This window comes from Streptomonospora sp. PA3 (assembly GCF_009728995.1).
Lineage (GTDB): Bacteria > Actinomycetota > Actinomycetes > Streptosporangiales > Streptosporangiaceae > Streptomonospora.
On the sequence record NZ_VTZW01000009.1, the window covers coordinates 745,528 to 762,173 of the forward strand.

The window sequence follows — 16,646 nt, forward strand, 5'->3', positions numbered from 1 at the left end:
GCGGCCCCCGCCCGGCGCCGCACCCCTGGCCGCCGCATCGGACCGCAGCGCGGACCGCCGGATCCGACCGCGCCGCGGACGGCGGCACAGCGCGGGCGCCCGGTCGCGAACTCAGCCGCCGGGACCTATTCGCTCACCTTGATGTGGGAGGTGTCGCCGTGCACCCCGGCCTCCTCGGCGCGCTTCACCGAGGCGATGACCTCCTGCTCGGCGTCGTGGCGGCCCACCCATGTGGCGCCCTCCACCGACTTCCCGGGCTCCAGGTCCTTGTAGACGCTGAAGAAGTGCTCGATCTCCAGGCGCTCGAACTCGTTGACGTGGTGGATGTCGCGCAGGTGCTCCATGCGCGGGTCGGTCGCCGGAACGCACAGCACCTTGTCGTCGCCGCCGGCCTCGTCGCGCATGCGGAACATGCCCACCGCGCGGCAGCGGATCAGGCACCCCGGGAAGGTGGGGTGCTTCAGCAGGACGAGCGCGTCCAGCGGGTCGCCGTCCTCGCCGAGCGTGCCCTCGATGAACCCGTAGTCGGCGGGGTAGCTCGTCGACGTGAACAGCATCCTGTCCAGGCGCATACGTCCTGTTTCGTGATCCATCTCATATTTATTACGCTCGCCCTTGGGGATCTCGATCGTGACGTCGAATTCCATGCTGTTCTCGGTTTCCTCTACGGCTAGTGTCGCTACAAGCAGTCGAAGGTCGTCGCATGCCAACGGAAGGCAGGTCCAGGGTGCGGCAGGTACGGGCCCGAGCGCTGTCCGCGTTGGCCGTCCTCAACATATTCGTGCTGGTGGCGGGAGCAGTCGCGATCGACATCATCGAATCCCGGCCCCCCGCGGCGATGCCCTATCCTGTCGCCTTCGCCGAGGACGCTCCCGACGCGGCGCCGCAGGACGCCGCCCAGGTGGATCCGGGGCGGCTCGCGGACATGCTCGATGATCCCATGGCGGAATCCGGCGTCGCCGATGGGCTCCACGCCTACGTGGCCGACGCCCGAAGCGGCGAACGCCTCTACGGCCGCGACGGCGGACAGGCCGCCGTCCCCGCCTCCACTACCAAGATTGTCACCGCTGTAGCGGCGCTTCATGCGCTCGGTCCCCAAGCCCGCATCTCCACCGAGGTCGTCCGCGACGACGACGGCGGGATCGTGCTCGTCGGCGGCGGCGACCCCACCATCACCACCGACGGCTCGTTCGAGCACTATCCGCGCCCGGCCACGATGCAGGAGCTGGCCGCCGAGACCGCCGACGCGCTGAAGGAGTCCGGCACCGACTCGGTCCAGCTCAGCTACGACGACACCCTCTACAGCGGCTCCGACATGCCGCCCGGCTGGAAGCCCGGCTACGTCGACGAGGGCAGCGCCTCCACCGTGCACGCCCTGATGCTCGACGGCGGCCGCGTCTACCCCGAGCAGCACTACAGCGAGCGCGTCGACAACCCGCCCGACGTCGCCGCCGACGCCTTCGCCGAGCAACTGGAGGAAGCCGGGGTGCGGGTCACCGGCGACCCGAGCCCCGCCGAGGCCCCCGACGGCGCCGAACCCCTCGCCTCCGTGGCGTCTCCGCCCCTGTCCTCCCTGGTCGAGTGGATGCTGCTGGAGAGCGACAACAACATCGCCGAGGCCCTGTTCCTCCAGGTCGCCATCGCCCAGGGCCACGAGGCGTCCTTCGCCGGCGGCAGCGAGGGAGTCTCCGAGGTCATGAAGCGGCTCGGGGTCTCCGACGTCCACGTCGAGGACGGCAGCGGCCTGTCGGTGAACAACCGCATCACGCCCAAGGCGCTGGTCGAACTGGTGCGGCTGGCCGCCGACCCCGACCACCCGAAGCTGTACCCGGTCGTCAGCGGCCTGCCGACGGCGCACTTCACGGGCACCCTCACCAGCCGCTACTCCCAGGCCAGCGGGTCGCATCCGGGCGCCGGCCGCATCCGCGCCAAGACCGGCACCCTCAACGGGGTGAGCACGCTGGCGGGCACCGCCTACGCCGCCGACGGGCGGCTGCTGGTGTTCGCGTTCATGGTCAACGACCCCTCCGCGCTGGGCAGCACGCTCGACACCTTCGCCGCGGCCCTCGCCGAGTGCGGCTGCGGCTGAGCACCGCGCCCCCGCGCCGGCCGCCCTCCTGAGACCGCCATCGGGAACTTCCCCGATGAATCCCGGAAATCCCCGTGCCGCACGCCCGATCGGCGATTTCGTGGGTACGGTGAAGGCGTGAGTTTGATCGACTGGGACGTAGCCGTCAACACCGGAGTCCGACTCGTACGGCCCGGCCCGCAGGTGAGCCTCGCAGACGCCCGGCAGGCCGTGGCGCAGCTGCGCGAGCTGTCCACCACCGCGCAGGGCCACGTGCGCGAGTTCACCGGTATGGAACCCCTTGAGCCGGCAGGACCAGCGGTCATCGTCGACCGGCCGGGCTGGATCAAGGCCAACGTCGACGGGTTCCGCGTGGTGCTGGAACCCATCCTCGACCGCCTCGGCGGCGAACGCCTGAGCGGCGGCGCCGCCGGCAACCTCACCACCGCCGTGGGCTCCCGGGTCACCGGGGTCCAGCTGGGCGCGGTGCTCTCCTACCTCGCCGGGCGGGTGCTCGGCCAGTACGAGCTGTTCCTGCCGCCCGACCCCGACGGCAGGGCGCCCGCCGGGCGCCTCACCCTGGTCGCTCCCAACATCGTGCACACCGAGCGCGAACTCGACGTCGACCCGCGCGACTTCCGGCTGTGGGTGTGCCTGCACGAGGAGACCCACCGCACCCAGTTCACCTCCACGCCCTGGCTGCGCGACTACGTCCAGCAGCAGATGCAGGACATGCTGCTGGCCGCCAACATCGACGCCGGCGAGCTGCTGAACCGCCTGCGCACGGTGGGCGAGGCCGTGGCCGACGCCATCCGCGGCGGCGACGCCAACCTCATCGAGGCGTTCCAGACCGAGGAGCAGAGCGAGATCATGGACCGCATCACCGCGGTCATGAGCCTCGCCGAAGGCCACGGCGACTACGTGATGGACGCGGTGGGCCCCGAGGTGGTGCCCTCCGTCGCCGAGATCCGGCGCCGCTTCCAGCGCCGGCGCGAGGGCGCCAACCGCGTCGACAAGGTCATCCGCCAGCTGCTGGGCATCGACCTGAAGATGAAGCAGTACGAGGAGGGCGCGGCCTTCGTGCGCACCGTGGTCTCCCAGGTCGGCATGGCCGACTTCAACCGCGTGTGGGAGTCGCCCGAGACCCTGCCCACCCTCAAGGAGATCCGCAACCCCGAGGCCTGGATCGACCGCGTCGTGCGGCCCGCCGCCCTCCCGCAGGAGTTCGGCGAGCGGCCCGCCGGCCCGCCGCCCGAGGGCGGGACCCCGGGCGGACCGTCCGGCGAGTGAGCCCCGCCGCGCCGGGGGAGCGGCAGTGACCGGTCCCCACCCCGCCGTCGCCGCCGTGCGGCACGCGGTCCGCGGCGCGCTGTCGGGGCTGGCGCCCGGCTCCCTGGTGCTGGTCGCCTGCAGCGGCGGGGCCGACTCCCTCGCGCTGGCGGGCGCCACGGCGTTCGTCGCCCCCCGAGAGGGGCTGCGCGCGGGCGGTCTCACCGTCGACCACGGCCTCCAGGACGGCTCGGCCCGGCGGGCGGCCGAGGTCGCCGCGACCATGCGCGCCCTGGGACTGGACCCGGCCGAGAGCGCGGCCGTGCGCGTGGGAACCGAGGGCGGGCCCGAGGCGGCCGCCCGCAGCGCCCGCTACACCGCCCTGGACCGGGCCGCCGAACGGCTCGGTGCCGCCGCCGTCCTCCTCGGCCACACCCGCGACGACCAGGCCGAGACCGTGCTGCTGGGCCTGGCCCGGGGCTCGGGCGGCCGCTCGCTGGCGGGCATGCCGCCGCACAGCGGCCGCTACCTGCGCCCGCTGCTTCGGCTCTCCCGCGCACAGGTGCACACCGCCTGCGCGGAGATGGGGCTCAGCGCCTGGGGCGACCCGCACAACGCCGACCCCGCCTACGCGCGCTCGCGCGTGCGCCACAACGTGCTCCCGCTACTGGAGTCGGAGCTGGGGCCGGGTATCGCCGAGGCACTGGCCCGCACCGCCGACCTGCTGCGCGACGACGCCGACGCGCTCGACGCCTGGATCGAGGAGGTCGAGGGGCGGGTGCGCGACCGTTCCGGCCCCGGTGTCACCCTGGACGCCGCGGCGCTGGCGGAGCTGCCGCGCGCGGTGCGCACCAGGCTGCTGCGCCGCGCCGCGATCGCGGCGGGCGCTCCCGCGGGCGCGCTGTTCGCGGTGCACGTCGCCGAGCTGGACCGGCTGGTCGCCGACTGGCGCGGGCAGGCGCACGTCGACCTGCCCGGCGGCGTCCGCGGATGGCGCCGGGAGGGGCGGATCGGCCTCGGTGCCGGGACCGGCGCCGAAGACGGCGCGCCCGACCGCACGCGGGCCGACGCCGGCGGATGATGCGCCGCACACTCGGCCAAGGCCGCGCCCGCCCCCGCGGGCCCCGCTGCGCCGCGTTGCCCGCTCCCCGCGCGTTCGGCGAGCCGGGCGGCCCCTGCTCCGCAGCGGGATGCGCCAGGGCACCGGCGGGCGGCGCGCTCCGGCACCCGTCTATTCTGGGGACGTTCTGCCAACCCCGACCTGAGCAGCGAGGTCACTCAGCGTGGACGCGAAAGACATGGGCGAGGATCTGGAGAAGGTCCTGGCGACCGAGAGCCAGATCAACGCCAGGCTGGGCGAGATGGCGGCCGAGATCGACGCTGACTACGCGGGGCGGGATCTGCTGCTCGTCGGGGTCCTCAAGGGCGCCGTCATGGTGATGGCCGACCTCGCCCGAGCGCTGCACCATCCGTGCGAGATGGACTGGATGGCGGTCTCCTCCTACGGGGCCGGCACGACCTCGTCGGGCGTCGTGCGGATCCTCAAGGACCTGGAGATCGACATCAAGGACCGCAACGTCCTCATCGTCGAGGACGTCATCGACTCCGGGCTGACCCTCTCCTGGCTGGTGGGCAACCTGAAGTCGCGCGGCCCGGAGTCGGTCGAGATCTGCACGATGGTGCGCAAGCCGCTCGCCTTCGACGTCGACCTGGACGTGCGCTACGTCGGATTCGACCTGCCCAACGAGTTCATCGTCGGCTACGGGCTCGACTACGCCGAGAAGTACCGCAACCTACCCTTCATCGGCACGCTGGCCGCGCACGTCTACCAGAGCTGACGGGGGACCGGCCGGCGCCCCGCCGCGCCGCGCATCGGGTTCGAGCCCGGAGGACTTCCGCTAGGTCGTGTTCAAGAATGGCGGGGGCGCCGCTTTCCAGGAACCCACCGGGTACCACCCGGGGCGGCCACCATCGAGGCTGCGGCAATGGGTGCGGTTCGCGTAGCGCGAGCACAGCTTGCCGCCGAGCGCACGCTGAGCTTGTCGGGTGGAGCCGTGCCATGGGTGGCGGTCCTCCGGCGTAATGGCGCGCCGTGCGCTCGGCGGCAAGCTGGCGCACAGCGCTTCGCGCATCACAGCCCCATTGCCGCAGCCGCCTGTGGTGTCCGGCTTCTTGAACAGGACGTAAGGGTGGCGGCCGGAGACGGGCACGCGGGTTCGTGGCCCAGAGGGCTTTCCGTTAGGGGTGGTGGAGGGAGACGGGCAGGCTGGCTCGGGCCCGGAGGGCTTCCGTTAGGGGTGGTGGAGGGCGACGGGCGGGAACAAGCGGCCCTCCCCATACGTTTGAGTCGTGACGGTGTCCACCGTCCGCGAACGCGGGGGAGCGCGAGTGCACTCGGTGATGAACGGGGTGTACCGTCGATTATCCCGGCGTTGTAGTAGGGAGACTGTGGGAAGGCTGCGACAACACCGCAGGCGAGCCGCAGCGAATGAAGGAAAACGTGTCCGATAGGTTCCGCTTCCGGCGGCCACATGGGGCTTCTCGGCCAAGCGGTGCGGGTTTGGCATACGGCGCACAGGCGCCCGCTTCCGGCACCGAGGCCGTGCCGACCCCTGCGGTTTTCGGGGCAAGCCGGCTGGTCAGGAGGGACGGACCCAGCGGGGTTCCGGATAGATGAATCTCAAGCGCTTGTACCGCGGGCCGTGGCTGTGGATCGTGGCCATCGGCCTGTTGATGATCGCCGTTTTCCAGTTCACCGGACTGGGCTCCGGCACGGAGCCGGAGAAAGTCGACACCTCCAGGGTCTTCGACCTGATCGCCCAGGACAAGGTCGACAACGCGAGGCTGATCGACAAGGAACAGCGGATCGAGCTGACCACCACCGGCGGCGAGGTCTACGAGGCTTACTGGGTCGCCGGGCAGGGCGACGAGATCGCGCAGCGGCTCGAGAACCTCCAAGAGGACGGGAACCTCAAGTCCTACGACATCGAGGTCCCGCAGGACAGCATGTTCGTGTCGCTGCTGTTCAGCTTCCTGCCGCTGATCATCATCATCGCCATCTTCCTGTTCATCATGAACCAGATGCAGGGCGGCGGCGGCCGGGTGATGAACTTCGGCAAGTCCAAGGCCAAGCTGATCACCAAGGACACTCCCAAGAGCACCTTCGCCGACGTCGCGGGCGCCGACGAGGCCATCGAGGAACTGCACGAGATCCGGGACTTCCTGCAGAACCCCTCCAAGTTCCAGTCGATGGGCGCGAAGATCCCCAAGGGCGTGCTGCTCTTCGGTCCGCCCGGCACCGGTAAGACGCTGCTCGCCCGAGCCGTCGCCGGCGAGGCGGGCGTGCCCTTCTACTCCATCTCGGGGTCCGACTTCGTCGAGATGTTCGTCGGCGTCGGCGCCTCCCGGGTGCGCGACCTGTTCGAGCAGGCCAAGGCCAACGCGCCCGCCATCATCTTCGTCGACGAGATCGACGCCGTCGGGCGCCACCGCGGCGCCGGCATGGGCGGCGGCCACGACGAGCGCGAGCAGACGCTGAACCAGATGCTCGTCGAGATGGACGGGTTCGACATCAAGGGCGGCGTCATCCTGATCGCCGCCACCAACCGGCCCGACATCCTCGACCCCGCGCTGCTGCGCCCGGGCCGCTTCGACCGCCAGATCGTCGTGGACCGCCCCGACATGGAGGGCCGCAAGGGCATCCTGGAGGTCCACGTCAAGGGCAAGCCGATCGCCGACGACGTCGACCTCGACGTCATCGCGCGCCGCACGTCGGGCATGACGGGCGCCGATCTGTCCAACGTCGTCAACGAGGGCGCACTGCTGTCGGCCCGCGCCGGCCGCAACGTCATCGACATGGCGACCCTGGAAGAGGCGATCGACCGCGTGATGGCGGGTCCCGAGCGCAAGACCCGGGTCATGGCCGACGCCGAGAAGAAGATGATCGCCTACCACGAGGGCGGCCACGCCCTGGTCGGCCATGCCCTGCCGCACGCCGACCCGGTGCACAAGATCACCATCCTGCCGCGCGGCCGCGCGCTGGGCTACACCATGTCCGTGCCGACGGAGGACAAGTTCCTCACCTCGCGCTCGGAGATGATGGACCAGCTCGCCATGATGCTGGGCGGGCGCGCCGCCGAGGAGATGGTCTTCCACGAGCCCACCACGGGTGCGGCCAACGACATCGACAAGGCCACCAGTCTGGCCCGCAACATGGTCACCGAGTACGGCATGAGCGAGCGGCTGGGCGCCCGCAAGTTCGGCAGCGGCAACACCGAGCCGTTCCTGGGCCGCGAGATGTCCCACTCGCGCGAGTACTCCGAGGAGATCGCCTCGGTGATCGACGAGGAGGTGCGCCGCCTCATCGAGTCGGCCCACGACGAGGCCTGGGACATCCTGGTCGAGTACCGCCATGTCCTCGACGACCTGGTGCTGCATCTGCTGGACAAGGAGACCCTGTCGCGGGAGGAGGTCCTGGAGATCTTCTCGCCGGTGACCAAGCGGCCCTCGCGCGGCTCCTTCACCGGCTACGGCAAGCGCCAGCCCTCGTCGCGCCCGCCCGTGAAGACGCCCAAGGAGCTGGCCCTGCTGGGCCCGCGCGACCTGGACGAGCTGTCCTCCGGCAACGGCCAGGGCGGCTACTCCGGCGGCGAGCCCTGGGGCGAGTCCGACCGCCGGGGCGAGCAGGCCGAGGGCGGCCCCTCCGGCGGGGTGAACGGCACCGGGCGGCAGCCGGGTGAGTCCGACGACTCCGGGGACCAGGCGTGAGCGCTGAAGGACCCGAGCCCGACACCGACATCCCGCTGGTCGTGCCGGGGCACCACGCGGTCGACCATGCGCGCATCGAGAAGGCGGTCCGGGAGATCCTGCTGGCCATCGGCGAGGACCCGGACCGCGACGGCCTGCGCGACACCCCCGCCCGGGTCGCCCGGGCCTACGAGGAGCAGTTCGCCGGACTGGGCCAGGAGCCCGAGGACGTGCTGACCACGGTGTTCGAGGCGGGCCACGAGGAGATGGTGCTCGTCCGCGACATCGAGCTGTACTCCACCTGCGAACACCACCTCGTGCCCTTCTACGGCAGCGCGCACGTCGGCTACATCCCCAACAGCAAGGGCCAGATCACCGGGCTGTCCAAGATCGCCCGGCTGGTCGACGTCTACGCCCGCCGCCCGCAGGTGCAGGAGCGGCTGACCACTCAGGTCGCCGACGGCATCATGCGCCACCTGGATCCGCGGGGCGTGATCGTGGTGATCGAGGCCGAGCACCTGTGCATGACGATGCGCGGGGTGCGCAAGCCGGGCGCGAAGACGGTCACCTCGGCGGTGCGCGGCGACTTCCGCAACCGCGACCGCACCCGCGCCGAGGCGATGAGCCTGATCCTGGGCAACCACTAGCGCTGCCGGATCCGGCACGCGGGAGGCTCCGGCGCCTGCGGCCGTGCACGCCTGGCACCCCCGCGGCGGCGGCTCGCCCGGGCATGATCGATCGCAGGTCGGGTCGCCCCCGGAGCCGGGGTTCTCGTAGGCTGATCGCAGGATCCGCCCGTCGGCCGCGGCGGCCCAGGAACGTGAGGGGAAGAGACGATCACGGCTATCGAAGCGAACGGGTCCGAGCCGAGGGAGGGCGCCGGAACCGGCCCCGCCCCGCTCCCTTCGGGCCGGGACCTCCCCGGCCTTCCGGTCCGGCAGCGATGCCTGGTCATGGGCGTCGTCAACGTCACCCCCGACTCCTTCTCCGACGGCGGCGCCTGGTTCGACACCGCCAAGGCGATCGAGCACGGCGTCCGCCTCGCCGAGGAGGGCGCCGACATCGTCGACGTCGGCGGGGAGTCCACCCGGCCCGGCGCCCAGCGCGTCTCCCGCGAGGAGGAGCTGCGCCGCGTGGGGCCGGTGGTACGGGAGCTCTCCCGGCAGGGCATCGCCGTCAGCGTCGACACCATGCGCGCCGAGGTCGCCGCCCACGCGGTGGAGGCGGGGGCGCGGCTGGTCAACGACGTCAGCGGCGGGCTCGCCGACCCCGCCATGGCGCGCCTGCTCGCCAAGACCGGCGTGGCCTACGTGCTGATGCACTGGCGCGGGCACAGCCACCTCATGCAGGACCGCGCGCGCTATGCGGACGTGGTCGGCGAGGTCCACGACGAGCTGCGCGACCGCATGGCGGCCATGGTCGACGAAGGCGTCGACCCGGGCCAGATCGTCCTCGACCCCGGGCTGGGGTTCTCCAAGCTCCCCGAACGCGCCCACAACTGGGCCCTGCTCGCCCATCTGGACCGATTCAACGACTTGGGGCGTCCACTCTTGATCGCAGGTTCCCGCAAGCGCTTCCTCGGCCGGCTGCTCAGCGACGCCGACGGCAATCCCCGCGACTTCACCGGCTGCGACGACGCCACGGTCGCGCTGACCACGCTCTCCGCGGCCAACGGCGCCTGGTGCGTGCGGGTGCACGACGTGCGGCCCAACGCCGATGCGGTGCGGGTCGCCGCGGCGTGGCTGTCCGGCGGCTCCCGACTCGACGAAGGGCGCGGCGAACTCATCGGCCGGAGCGGCGTGTGAAGTCCCGCCAGGAGGTCATGGAGCGCGTGGCCGAAGCCAACGCGCAGTTCTACGGCGCCATCGAGAACGGCGACATCGACCTGATGCGCCGCGTGTGGGCCGAGGAGGACGAGGCCCCCGACCTGGTCTGCGTCAACCCGGGCTGGCCGCTGCTGCGCGGCCGCGCCGAGATCATGCGCGCCTGGGCGCTGATCATGGCCAACGTCCCCTACATCCAGTACGTGCTCACCGAGACCCACATCGGCGTCAGCGGCGAGGTGGCCATGGTCACCTGCGAGGAGAACGTGCTCACCGCCGAGGAGGACAACCCCGGATTCGTCGCGGGCGGCCAGGTGGTGACCACGAACATGTTCGTGCGCACTCCCGAGGGCTGGCGGCTGTGGTCGCACCACGCCTCGCCGGTCCTGCTCGACGACGACGAGGACGGCGGCGAGCCGGACGGGGACGTGGTGTGACCGCGGAGCTGGACCGCATCCGGTTGACCGGCCTGCGCGCCCGCGGCTATCACGGGGTGCTGGAGCACGAGCGGCGCGACGGCCAGGAGTTCGTCGTCGACGCCGTGCTCGCGCTGGACCTGCGGGCCGCCGGGCGCAGCGACGACCTCGCCGAGACGGTGCACTACGGCGAGCTCGCCGATCGCCTGGTGGCCGTGGTCGAGGGGGATCCGGTCCGGCTGATCGAGACACTGGCCGAGCGGCTGGCGGCGGTGTGCCTGGCCGAGCGGCGCGTGCGCCTGGTCGAGGTGACCGTGCACAAGCCCCAGGCGCCGATCCCGCACGCCTTCGACGACGTGTCCGTCACGATCGTTCGCGGCAGCGGGTGATCGGATGAGGCGCGCCGAGCCGCCGGCGGGGGCGGCCCCGTTCGGCGGGCGCCGCCCGAGGTACCCGAGAGGCCGAGGGGGTGGGCGATGAACGGACTGATTCCGCCGCGGCGGGTGGTACTTTCCCTGGGCAGCAACGTGGGCGACCGCATGGGGGCGCTGCAGGGCGCCGTGGACGGGCTGTTCGACGCGCCCGGCCTGGACCCGGTGTCGCTGTCGCCGGTCTACGAGACCGCGCCCGTGGGCGGACCCGAGCAGGGTCCGTTCCTCAACGCCGTGGTGACCGCCGATACCCGGATGCCCGCCGACGTGCTGCTGGAGCGGGCGCAGTCGGTGGAGGAGGCGCTGGGACGCGTGCGCGACGTGCGGTGGGGGCCGCGGACCCTGGACGTGGACATCATCGCGGTCGAAGGGGAGCGCAGCGACGACCCGCGGCTCACCCTTCCGCACCCGCGCGCCCACGAGCGGGCGTTCGTGCTGCGGCCCTGGTCCGACGTCGACCCCGGTGCCGAGATCCCCGGGCGCGGCGCGGTGCGCGAACTGCTCGCCGGCCTCGCGGACCAGGAGCTGCGCCGCCGTGACGATCTGGTGCTGCGCGTCTGAGCACCGGGCCGCCGAGCTCTTCGAGCGAGGTCTGTTGAGGTTGTGAGGACTGTGTACGACGACAACGAGGACCGGCCCGAGGACTCCGGCGGCGCCGGAGGCGGTGCGGAGGGCGGTGAGGGCCGCGTCCGGCCGACCGGGTGGCGGATGCCGCTGGTGATCGCCCTGGTGGCGGGCGTGGTGGCCTACCTGGTGATCGACCGGGTCTACGGCGGCATCCCGATGCTGCCCTGGAGCGCGATCCCCACTCTGCTGCTGCTCGCGGCCGCCGAGGTGATCGCGGCCGTGCAGACCCGGCGCCGGATCCGGCGGATGCCGGGGACCGTGCCGATCGAGCCGCTGAGCGCCGCCCGGCTGGTGGCGCTGGCCAAGGCCAGCGTGCTGTTCGCGGCGGTGGCCGCGGGCGGCTTCGCCGGGATGCTGGCCGCTCTGCTGGACCGGCTGCACGCCGTGGACGCCCGCACCGACGCCTTCACCGCGGGCGGGACGCTGCTGTCGGCGCTGGTGCTGCTGGCCGCCGCGCTCTTCCTGGAGTACTCCTGCCGCGTTCCCGGCGATGAGGATCCGCACGGCCCCAGGACGACGTGACCGCACCGGCCCCGCGCGCCGCCGGACCGTCCGGCCGCAGCCGCGCCACGGGCGGTTTCCGGCCGCGTGGGCGGCACGCCGGGAACGTCGGGAAAGCCGGTGCCGTGGCCGGGTTCGTCCGACCCTGTGCGCGGCGGCGCCGCGGAGTGGCATCGGGATGATTGACTGGAATCGTGGACTTTGCCGCGTCTGAGCCAGTCTCTCAGCAAGCCGCGTCCGGCCCGGGGGAGGACGGGGGGCAGCAGGCCCACCAGGGCGCGTCGCCGGCCGGTGCACCGAGCGGCCGCGGGGAGCGCGCCGCCCGGATTGACGCCGCCTTCGCCGCGCCGGCGGGCACGTCCTGGACCCGCGTCTCCCCGGCCCTGACCTGGTACCGCAGGCTGGTCATGCTCGCCGTGCTCGTGCCCGTGCTGCTGCTGGGCGGAGCCGGGCTGTGGGTGATCGGCTGGCCGTGGGCGATCGCCTGGGCCGTCCTGCTCACCGCAGTCGGCGCCGCGGGGTGGTGGGCCGCCCGCGCCGTGCGCGGCAGCTGGGGCTATGCCGAAGGCGAGACCGACCTCTACTTGACCTACGGACTGATCACCCGCCAGCTCGTGGTGATCCCCTACGGCCGGATGCAGGTCGTCGACGTCACCTCCGATCTGCTGGAGCAGGCGCTGGGCATGGCCACGGTGCAGGTGCGCACGGCGGCCACGACCGCCGACACCCGCATCCCGGGCCTGCGCCTGGACGACGCCGTGCAGCTGCGCGACCGACTGGCGGCGCGCAGCGAGACCTTCTCTACGGGGCTGTGATCCGTGAGCGACGCCGACCGCACCGAGTCCGGCCCGGGCGCCGGCGAGCCCTTCCGCGACGACCGCCGGCCGGGTGCCGAGGAGCCGCGCCGGCCGGCGGCTCCGCACCGGACCGAGTCCGACCCCGCCTACCCGGCCGAGGACTGGTTCGGCCCCGCGGCGGCACCCGAGCCCGGCGGTGCTGAGAGCCGGGAGAGCGGCCCCGGCGCCGAGCGCGGGCGGGGAAGCGGGCGCCGGTCCGCTGAGGAGGACGAGCAGGGCGGCGCTGGCTCTCGGGAGGAGGCGGCGCCCGATCTGCGGGCGGAGCCGGGCGTCCCCGCTGATCCGGGGGAGCGCGCCGGCGCCGCTGCGGCCCGACCGGCCGAGCCCTCGCGGGCTGAGCCGGAGCGGGGCGCCGCGGGTGCCGAGGAGGACGCGCCCGGGATCGGCGGTGCTGAGGGCGCGGCGAGCGATCCGGGTGCGGAGCGGGGGCCGGGGAGTGAGCGCCGGTCCGCCGCCGAGGAGGCTGGACGGGGAGTCGGCGTCATGGGTTCCCCGGCAGAAGCACGGCGGGATCCGGCGGCGGGTTCGGGCAGTGCTGTCCCGGCTTCTGCGGAGCCGGGGGAGGAGGCACGGCCCGCTGCTGCCGGGGAGCCGGCCGGTGAGGCTGGAGCGGAGCGGTCCGAGACCCCGCAGGCGGGGCCTGAGCGGCCTGACGCGGGTGCCGAGGAGGACGCGCCCCCAGCCGAGCCGGGCGACCCGGCTGCGCCGTTCGAACCCGTCGAACCGCCCCGGATGGAGCACCCCGGCGATGCGGGTTCGGGGCGGGATGCCGGGGGCGGTGCCCAGCCGCATTCCGGCACCGATCACGATGACGGCGACGGCGACGGCGACGACTGGGCCTTCGAACACCCCTCACCGCGGCCGGCGCCCGCACTGCGCCCTGTGACGGCGCCCACCGACACCCACCGCTCGGAGCAGGTCGCGCCCCCGCCGGCCGCGGACCGCCCCTACTACGCCCCTCCGGGCGAGGCGCACGACGCCCGCACCGGGGCGCACCCGGCGGAGACCGGGAGCGCCCCCGGTGCGCCCGCGGCCGCCCGCCCCGGCGACGGCGGGGATCTGGCGCCCGGCGAGCCCGGAGAGTCCGGCGGCCCTGGCGGCCTCGGCGAGCCCGGCGCCGACCGCGCCAGCGCCGATCGGGCCCACGGCCGCGACGGCGGCCGCACTCGCCAGGCCGGCGGGCGGACCGCGGGAGACGCCGACGCGGCGGAGCGCGACGCCGGCACCGGCGGTGCGGACCGCACCCCGCCCGCCGACGCGAGTGAGGACGACCGCGGTATCGGCGACGACGGAACCGAAGGCGTGCGGATCATCGGCACGGACCCGGCGGGCGTCCCCGTCGAGGAATCGGCCGGAACGCCCGCCGGCTCAGCGAAGCGGCGCGGCGTCCCCAGGTTCGCGCCCGCGCCCGGCGCACCGCCCGTCACCGGCCCGCCCCCGAGTGCTCCAAGGCCGCCCGCCCATGCACCGGCGCAGGAATGGGCGCGGCCGCCGGCGCCCGGACCCGACCACCGCGAGCCGCCGGCACCGCACCAGGGCCCCGGCCGCGGCGGGCCGTCAGGCATGCAGCCCCGACCCCCGGCCGGCGGGCAGCCCGGTCCCCGTCCGCTCCCCGGACCGCCGCCGGGCGGGCACGCCGCCGCCGGACCGGCGCCGGCCGGGCACACATATCCGCCCGGCCCCGGAGCCGCGGCCCCCGGCGGCCCGCCCGGCCCCGTCCGCTCGGTGGGCGGGAACGTGCGCTTCCTGCCGCCCACGCTGGAGGCCCCGCCCGCGCCCGCGGGCCAGGGGTCGCCGGAGCCCCCGTCCGGGCCGGCGAAACCGAGCGAACCCGACATCGCCCGCGGCGCGCACCGCACCCACTGGGCCTCCGTGCCCCTCCAGGTCCTCCTGGTGGTCGTCGTCTTCCTGGCCCTGCCCGGGACGCTGCTCGTGCAGTTCGGGCTGGCCTGGGTGCTGCTGATGACGCTTGCGGTCGCCTGCGGCGCCGTCGCCTTCACGCTGCTGGCCTGGTGGAACTCCTCCTTCGGGTTGCGCGAGGACCACCTCGTGGTCCACTCGGGTCTGCTGCGCCGGTCCTCGCGGGAGATTCCGCTCAGCCGCCTGCAGGCCGTGGACGTCGTCCGGCCGCTGCTGATGCAGATCCTGGGGCTGGCCGAGCTCCGGGTGGAGCTGGCCGGAGGGGATTCCAGCGAGATCCGGCTGCGCTATCTCACCTGGGGCCGGGCCGAGCGGCTGCGGGCGGCGCTGCTCGCGCACGCGGCCGGGCTGGCGGGGTCCACCCCGGAGGCCCCGGAATGGCGGTTCTACCGGCTGCCGTTCGGCCTGCTGCTGGGCGCGCTGGCGTTCCGGCTGCCCGTGCTCGGCAGCGTGATGCTGTTCGTGCTGCTCATCGCGGCCGGGGCCGCTGTGGTCAGCGCTTCCGGCGTGTTCGAGGCCGGGGTCCTCGGCGGTGCCGTGCCGCTGCTGCTGGGGCTGATGCGCGGCTTCTTGGGCCCCCTGCTGCGCTACACCGACTTCTACGCGTCGCTGTCGCCGGACGGGCTGCGGCTGCGCTACGGCGTCTTCCAGGCGCGCATGCAGACCGTGCCGCCGGGGCGGGTGCAGGCCGTCCGCATCGTCGAGCCGCTGCTGTGGCGGGCGCTGGGGGTGGTGCGCGTCGAGGCCAACGTCGCCGGCTACGTCGGCGAGCGGCAGATGGACTCCTCCACCCTGCTGCCCGTGGTCCCGCGGCGGCTCGCCTATCTGCTCGTCAGCGAGCTGTTCCCGGGCACCGACGTGTCGCGCATGCCCATGCATCCGGCCGGCAGCGGGCGCGCCGCCGACGGCGCCCTGGGCGTGGACGAGCATCTGTTCGTCATCCGCCGCGGGCTGGTGTGCCAGGTGACCGAGATCGTCCCGCACACCCGGACGCAGAGCATCAAGCTGACCGCCGGACCGCTTAGCCGACGGCGCGGGGTGGCGACGGTCGAGGCCGACACGCCGCCCGGACCGATCCGGGCGCGGGCGGCGGGCCGCGAGATCGCGGAGGCGCGCCGGATCGTCGACGGGACGGCCCGCTACGGACACGCGGCCCGCCGCGCGAACGCCGGGCCCGAACGCTGGGCGACACGCAGCGAGGTCCCTCCTGCGGACTTCGGCTAGAACCGCTGCCGTTGGGTCGGCGAGGGCGGTGGGGGGCTGGGTCGGCGATCATCGGTTGCCGGCGGCGGGTGGCGGGTCCCCCGACGGGGCGGCGACGGCCCGGAGGGCTCAGCACGCGCGGATCGGTTCGGGTGGGCGCCGGTGGCGGCGGGCAACGGGGGCGGCGGGGGTCCGGGTCGGCGGTCACCGGCTGAGGTCGGCGTATGGATGATCACCCGGCGAGGCGGCGACGGCGGCGGTGGGCTGGGCCCGCGCGGATCGGTCCGGGTGGGCGCCGGTGGCGGCGGGCGACGGGGGCGGCGAGGGCGGTGCGGGGTTGGGCCTGCGGGGATCGGTTCGGGTGCCCGCCGGTGGCGCGTGCGACGAGGGGCGGCGGGGGTTCGGGCTGTGCGGTCACCGGCTGAGGTCGGCGCATGGCCGATCACCCGACGAAGCGGCGAGGGCGGTGCGGGGTTGGGCCTGCGGGGATCGGTTCGGGTGCTCTCCGGTTGGGCGTGCGACGGGAGGCGGCGAGGACGGCGGATGGCTGGGCCGGGCGGTCACCGGTTGCTGGCGGCGGGTGGCGGGTCGCCCGACGAGGGCGGCGACGACGGCGCGGGGGTGAGCCCGCGCCCATCGGTACGGGTGCCCGCCGGTTGTGCGTGCGACGAGAGCGGCGAGCACGGCGCGGGTTCGGGTCGGCGATCATCGGTTGCTGCCCTCGGATAGCCGGCCACCCGACGAAGCGGCGACGGCAGCGGTGGACTGGGCTCGCGCGGATCGGT

14 protein-coding genes are annotated in these 16,646 nt (G+C 73.7%); 13 read left to right on the forward strand and 1 reads right to left on the reverse strand.

What is annotated here, in order from left to right; translation table 11 throughout:
* Window positions 1-125: 125 nt before the first annotated feature.
* The gene (locus FZ103_RS11735; protein WP_156000712.1) at window positions 126-647 is read right to left on the reverse strand and encodes an inorganic diphosphatase; all 522 of its coding nucleotides are present in this window, start codon (window positions 645-647) and stop codon (window positions 126-128) included.
* Between the two features lie 140 nt (window positions 648-787).
* On the opposite strand from FZ103_RS11735, the gene dacB reads away from it, so the two are divergent.
* The 13 genes from dacB to FZ103_RS26200 all read left to right on the forward strand — a co-directional run bounded on the left by dacB (window position 788) and on the right by FZ103_RS26200 (window position 15,882).
* Entirely contained in the window at window positions 788-2,089 is a 1,302-nt protein-coding gene (gene dacB / locus FZ103_RS11740) for a D-alanyl-D-alanine carboxypeptidase/D-alanyl-D-alanine-endopeptidase (protein ID WP_343233482.1), read from the forward strand.
* 123 nt (window positions 2,090-2,212) lie between these two features.
* Window positions 2,213-3,358, forward strand: a complete 1,146-nt coding sequence (locus tag FZ103_RS11745; RefSeq protein ID WP_156001098.1) for a zinc-dependent metalloprotease — start codon at window positions 2,213-2,215, stop codon at window positions 3,356-3,358.
* Between the two features lie 25 nt (window positions 3,359-3,383).
* A complete protein-coding gene (gene tilS / locus FZ103_RS11750; RefSeq protein WP_186356135.1) occupies window positions 3,384-4,418 on the forward strand; it encodes a tRNA lysidine(34) synthetase TilS in 1,035 nt (344 codons plus the stop codon).
* Window positions 4,419-4,620: 202 nt separating this feature from the next.
* Window positions 4,621-5,175 (forward strand): hypoxanthine phosphoribosyltransferase, encoded by a 555-nt coding sequence (hpt, locus tag FZ103_RS11755; RefSeq protein WP_186356136.1) that lies wholly within the window; start codon window positions 4,621-4,623, stop codon window positions 5,173-5,175.
* A gap of 835 nt (window positions 5,176-6,010) precedes the next feature.
* Complete coding sequence (gene ftsH / locus FZ103_RS11760) at window positions 6,011-8,104, forward strand: ATP-dependent zinc metalloprotease FtsH (protein ID WP_156000714.1); 2,094 nt, start codon at window positions 6,011-6,013, stop codon at window positions 8,102-8,104.
* 29 nt (window positions 8,105-8,133) lie between these two features.
* On the forward strand, window positions 8,134-8,730 hold the full coding sequence (gene folE / locus FZ103_RS11765) for a GTP cyclohydrolase I FolE (RefSeq protein ID WP_343233493.1): 597 nt from the start codon (window positions 8,134-8,136) through the stop codon (window positions 8,728-8,730).
* A 306-nt stretch (window positions 8,731-9,036) separates the two neighbouring features.
* Window positions 9,037-9,888, forward strand: coding sequence for a dihydropteroate synthase (folP, locus tag FZ103_RS11770; protein WP_156000715.1), 852 nt, complete (start codon window positions 9,037-9,039; stop codon window positions 9,886-9,888).
* Window positions 9,885-10,343: a nuclear transport factor 2 family protein gene (locus FZ103_RS11775; protein ID WP_186356137.1), complete on the forward strand. Its 459-nt coding sequence runs from the start codon at window positions 9,885-9,887 to the stop codon at window positions 10,341-10,343. The genes folP and FZ103_RS11775 overlap by 4 nt, the downstream gene beginning before the upstream one ends.
* Window positions 10,340-10,711 (forward strand): dihydroneopterin aldolase, encoded by a 372-nt coding sequence (folB, locus tag FZ103_RS11780; protein ID WP_343233483.1) that lies wholly within the window; start codon window positions 10,340-10,342, stop codon window positions 10,709-10,711. The genes FZ103_RS11775 and folB overlap by 4 nt, the downstream gene beginning before the upstream one ends.
* An 87-nt stretch (window positions 10,712-10,798) precedes the next feature.
* The gene (folK, locus tag FZ103_RS11785) at window positions 10,799-11,314 is read left to right on the forward strand and encodes a 2-amino-4-hydroxy-6-hydroxymethyldihydropteridine diphosphokinase (RefSeq protein WP_156000716.1); all 516 of its coding nucleotides are present in this window, start codon (window positions 10,799-10,801) and stop codon (window positions 11,312-11,314) included.
* 147 nt (window positions 11,315-11,461) lie between these two features.
* Complete coding sequence (locus FZ103_RS11790; RefSeq protein WP_156001110.1) at window positions 11,462-11,902, forward strand: DUF3180 domain-containing protein; 441 nt, start codon at window positions 11,462-11,464, stop codon at window positions 11,900-11,902.
* A gap of 173 nt (window positions 11,903-12,075) precedes the next feature.
* Window positions 12,076-12,696 (forward strand): PH domain-containing protein, encoded by a 621-nt coding sequence (locus FZ103_RS25510; protein ID WP_343233485.1) that lies wholly within the window; start codon window positions 12,076-12,078, stop codon window positions 12,694-12,696.
* 3 nt (window positions 12,697-12,699) lie between these two features.
* A complete protein-coding gene (locus tag FZ103_RS26200) occupies window positions 12,700-15,882 on the forward strand; it encodes a PH domain-containing protein (RefSeq protein ID WP_394350096.1) in 3,183 nt (1,060 codons plus the stop codon).
* The last annotated feature ends 764 nt before the right edge of the window (window positions 15,883-16,646 follow it).